We start from the raw sequence: 4,140 nt of genomic DNA, 5'->3' as shown, positions 1-4,140 counted from the left end.
AGCCGAATATCTGGCCGGGCACATCCCCGGCGCGGTCTTTTTCGACATAGACGGCATCGCCGATACCGACACCGTCCTGCCCCATATGCTGCCCACCCCTGCCGATTTCGCCCATCTGGTGGGCGCGCTGGGTATTTCGGACACCACGACCATCGTCATCTACGACGAACTGGGTCTGTTCTCCGCCCCCCGCGCCTGGTGGACCTTCACCATCATGGGCGCGAAAAACGTGCGCATCCTCGCCGGCGGAGGCCCGAAATGGCGGGCCGAGCGCCGCCCGGTGGTGGCCGGCCCGGTCAGCCGCGCGGCGCGGGTCTTCACCCCGAGCTTCGACCCCGCCCGCGTCGCCGATTTTTCCAGCGTGCGCCAGCGCAGCCGCGACGGCGCCGCCCAGATCGTCGACGCCCGCCCCGCCCCGCGCTTTCATGCCGAGGTGGCCGAGCCCCGCCCCGGCCTCAAGAGCGGCCATATCCCCGGCAGCCGCAACGTGCCGGTGAGCCTGCTCTCGGAAAACGGCCAGATGCTCGATCCCGCCGCGCTCAGGGGGCTTTTCACCGAACGCGGCCTAGATCTTTCGCGGCCCCTCGTCACCTCCTGCGGCTCGGGCATCACCGCCGCCACCCTGGCGCTGGCACTGGAACTGGCCGGCGCGCGCAAGCCCGCCGTCTATGACGGCTCCTGGGCCGAATGGGGCGCCCATCCCGAGGCGGAAGTGGAAAGCTGAGTTCTTCGGCACCCGAAGACAAAAAAGCCGCCGGGTCGCCCCGGCGGCTTTTGTTTTCACCCCGGCCCAATCAGGCCGAGCGGTTCTTGTTGTAGAGGTCGAAGAACACGGCGGCCAGCAGCACCACGCCCTTGATCATCTGCTGCCAGTCGATATTGACGCCCATGATCGACATGCCATTGTTCATCACGCCCATGATGAAGGCGCCGATCACCGCGCCGGCCACCTGGCCGACCCCGCCCAGCGCCGAAGCGCCGCCGATGAACACGGCCGCGATCACGTCCAGCTCCAGCCCCTGCCCCGCCTTGGGCGTGGCCGAATTGAGCCGCGCCGCATAGATCATGCCGGCCAGCGCCGCCAGCGCCCCCATGATGGCAAAGACATAGAAGGTCATCCGCTCGGTCTTGATGCCCGAAAGCGCCGCCGCCTTGAGATTGCCGCCCAGCGCATAGATGCGGCGGCCGAAGGTCATGCGCTTGGTGACGAAGACGAACAGCGCGATCAGCACCGCCATCACCACCAGCACATTGGGCAGGCCGCGATAGGAGGCCAGCATATAGCCGAAGAACAGCACCATCACCGCGATGACGACATTCTTGGCCACGAACAGCCCGAAGGGCTCGGTCTCATAGCCGCGCGCCTGCCGGCGGGCGCGGCCGCGAATGGCGAAGAACACCGCCGCGACGACCACGGCGATGGCCAGCACCATGGTGGTGGTGTGCAGCACCACCGGCTGGCCGTTTTCGGCCAGAATGCCCAGCGTGGTCGGCCCGATGAAATCGGGGATGAAGCCGGCCGAAAGCAGCTGGAACTCGGCCGGGAACGGCCCCACCGACTTGCCGGCCAGGATGGCCAGAGACAGGCCCTTGAAGATCAGCATGCCAGCCAGCGTCACGATGAAGCTGGGAATTCTGTGATAGGCGATGAGATAGCCCTGCGCCGCCCCGATCACCGCTCCCACGACCAGGCAGATGGCGCCGGCCACGATGGGATGGGCCAGGAACGCCAGCTCGGGCGGGAATTTCCAGCCCACCATCAGCATGGCGGCCAGCGCCCCGACAAAGCCCGAGACCGAGCCCACCGACAGATCGATATGGCCGGCCACGATGACCAGCAGCATGCCCAGCGCCATGACGATGATATAGCTGTTTTGCAGCACGATATTGGTCAGGTTCACCGGCTTGAACAGCACGCCATTGGTGAAATACTGGAAGAAGAGCATGATCAGGATCAGCGCCAGCATCAGCCCGTAATCGCGCATATTGGCCTTGAGCGCGGCCACCACGCTCAGATGCTGGGCCGGGGCGGGAACGCCGCCCGGATTGGTGCCCGGCTGGGCGGTTTCAGTGGTCATGATGCCTTCCCTTCAGCGCGCACGATGGAGCGCATGATCTTTTCCTGGCTGGCCTCGCTGGTCGGCATTTCGCCCACGAGGCGCCCTTCGTTCATTACATAGAGCCGGTCGGTGATGCCCAGCAGCTCGGGCATTTCCGAGGAAATGACCAGGATGGACTTACCCTGCGCGGCAAGCTGGTTGATGATGGTGTAGATTTCATACTTGGCCCCGACATCGATGCCGCGCGTCGGCTCGTCCAGGATCAGCACTTCGGGGTTGGCGAACAGCCATTTGCTGAGCACCACCTTCTGCTGGTTGCCGCCCGACAGATTGCCGGTCATCTGGAAGATGCTCGACGAGCGGATATTGGTCTTCTTGCGATATTCGTTGGCCACGTCCATTTCGGCCAGATCATCGATCACGCCCACCCTGGAGACGCCGAACAGATTGGCGATGGTGGTGTTGTGCTTGATGTGGTCGATCAGGTTCAGGCCATAGGTCTTGCGGTCCTCGGTGGCATAGGCGATGCCGTTGGCCACGGCCTTTTCCACCGTGCCGGTGTCCACCTGTCTGCCGTGCAGATACACCTCGCCGGTGATCTTCTGCCCATAGGAGCGCCCGAACACGCTCATGGCGAATTCGGTGCGCCCCGAGCCCATCAGCCCGGCAATGCCCACCACCTCGCCCTTGCGGATATTGAGGTCGATATTCTTGATCACCTGCCGCTCGCGATGCAGCGGATGATAGACGGACCAGTTGCGCACCTCGAACACCACCTCGCCCACATGCGGGTCGCGGGCCGGATAGCGGTCTTCCAGCGAGCGGCCCACCATCGAGGTGATGATGCGGTCTTCGCTGATATGCTCCTTGTCCATGGTCTCGATGGTGCGCCCGTCGCGGATCACCGTGATGCGGTCGGCCACCTTGCTCACCTCGTTGAGCTTGTGGCTGATCAGGATCGAGGTGATGCCCTGGCTGCGAAATTCCATCAGCAGGTCGAGCAGCGCCGCGCTGTCCTTTTCCGACAGGCTCGCCGTGGGCTCGTCCAGGATCAGCAATTGCACCGACTTGCTCAGCGCCTTGGCGATTTCCACCAATTGCTGCTTGCCCACCCCGATATTGGTCACCAGCGTGTCGGGGTCTTCGTTCAGCCCCACCATGCTCAAAAGCTTGCGGGCGCCGTCGCGCGTCTCGTCCCAGTCGATCACCCCGCCCTTGGCCTGCTCATTGCCCAGGAAGATGTTTTCGGCGATCGAGAGCAGCGGCACCAGCGCCAGTTCCTGGTGGATGATGACGATGCCCTTGTGTTCGCTGTCGCTGATCGACCTGAACTGCTGTTCCTCGCCCTTGTAGATGATCTGGCCCTCATAGGAGCCATGCGGATAGACCCCGCTCAGCACTTTCATCAGGGTGGACTTGCCCGCCCCGTTCTCACCCACGATGGCGTGGATCTCTCCCTCGCGTACGTCCAGATTGACGTCCGACAGCGCCTTGACGCCGGGGAAAGTCTTGGTGATGCCGCGCATCTCCAGAATCGTGTTGGTCATGCTCTGCTTTCCCGTATGCCCGCCGGCGCCGCACCCGGACAATTGCACCGAAACTAAACGTTACTTGTCCATCCCGGAAGCGCGTCTGTGGACAACTCTGGGTCATCATGCGTCGGGACGGAAGACGCTTTTCAACGGCCAGCCCGCCATTGGCCTGCGACGGGAAAGGGCCCCGCGTCACCGCGGGGCCCTCTGGCATCAGGCGGCTGCTTACTGCAGGTCTTCGGGCTTGATGTAGCCCGAGTCGACAACCAGTTCCTTGTAGTTGGTGGCGTCGACTTCATAAGGGGTCAGCAGGATCGAGGGCACCACCTTGACGCCATTGTCATAGGTGGTGGTGTCCAGGCCGTCCGGGGTCCCGCCGGAAAGAACCGTATCGACCAGGTCGGCGGTCACGCGCGCCAGTTCGCGGGTGTCCTTGTAGACGGTCGAATACTGCTCGCCGGCGATGATCGCCTTCACCGAGGGCGCTTCCGCGTCCTGGCCGGTGATGATCGGCCAGGCCAGGTCCGCCGAGCCATAGCCAACGCCGC

The 4,140-nt window shown here is 63.9% G+C and carries 3 protein-coding genes and 1 pseudogene; 1 reads left to right on the top strand and 3 read right to left on the bottom strand.

Annotated elements, in window-relative coordinates:
- The coding region (sseA, locus tag VDP82_RS14760) for a 3-mercaptopyruvate sulfurtransferase (RefSeq protein WP_323015594.1) at positions 1-724 on the top strand (724 nt) is incomplete at its 5' end.
- 70 nt (positions 725-794) lie between these two features.
- Here the strand turns inward: sseA and mmsB are convergent.
- From mmsB to VDP82_RS14745, 3 genes and pseudogenes are all read right to left on the bottom strand, one after another.
- Positions 795-2,078, bottom strand: a complete 1,284-nt coding sequence (gene mmsB, locus VDP82_RS14755) for a multiple monosaccharide ABC transporter permease (RefSeq protein ID WP_416347126.1) — start codon at positions 2,076-2,078, stop codon at positions 795-797.
- Positions 2,075-3,607, bottom strand: coding sequence for a multiple monosaccharide ABC transporter ATP-binding protein (gene mmsA / locus VDP82_RS14750; RefSeq protein ID WP_323015593.1), 1,533 nt, complete (start codon positions 3,605-3,607; stop codon positions 2,075-2,077). Before mmsA ends, mmsB begins: the two co-directional genes overlap by 4 nt.
- A 210-nt stretch (positions 3,608-3,817) precedes the next feature.
- Positions 3,818-4,140 (bottom strand): annotated as a pseudogene (locus VDP82_RS14745) (sugar ABC transporter substrate-binding protein); the annotation flags it as partial.

Origin of the sequence: Devosia sp., from assembly GCF_034675085.1 — a bacterium.
Lineage (GTDB): Bacteria > Pseudomonadota > Alphaproteobacteria > Rhizobiales > Devosiaceae > Devosia.
The sequence above is the reverse complement of the archived record's forward strand: the minus strand, read 5'-3'. Positions and strand labels throughout refer to the sequence as shown.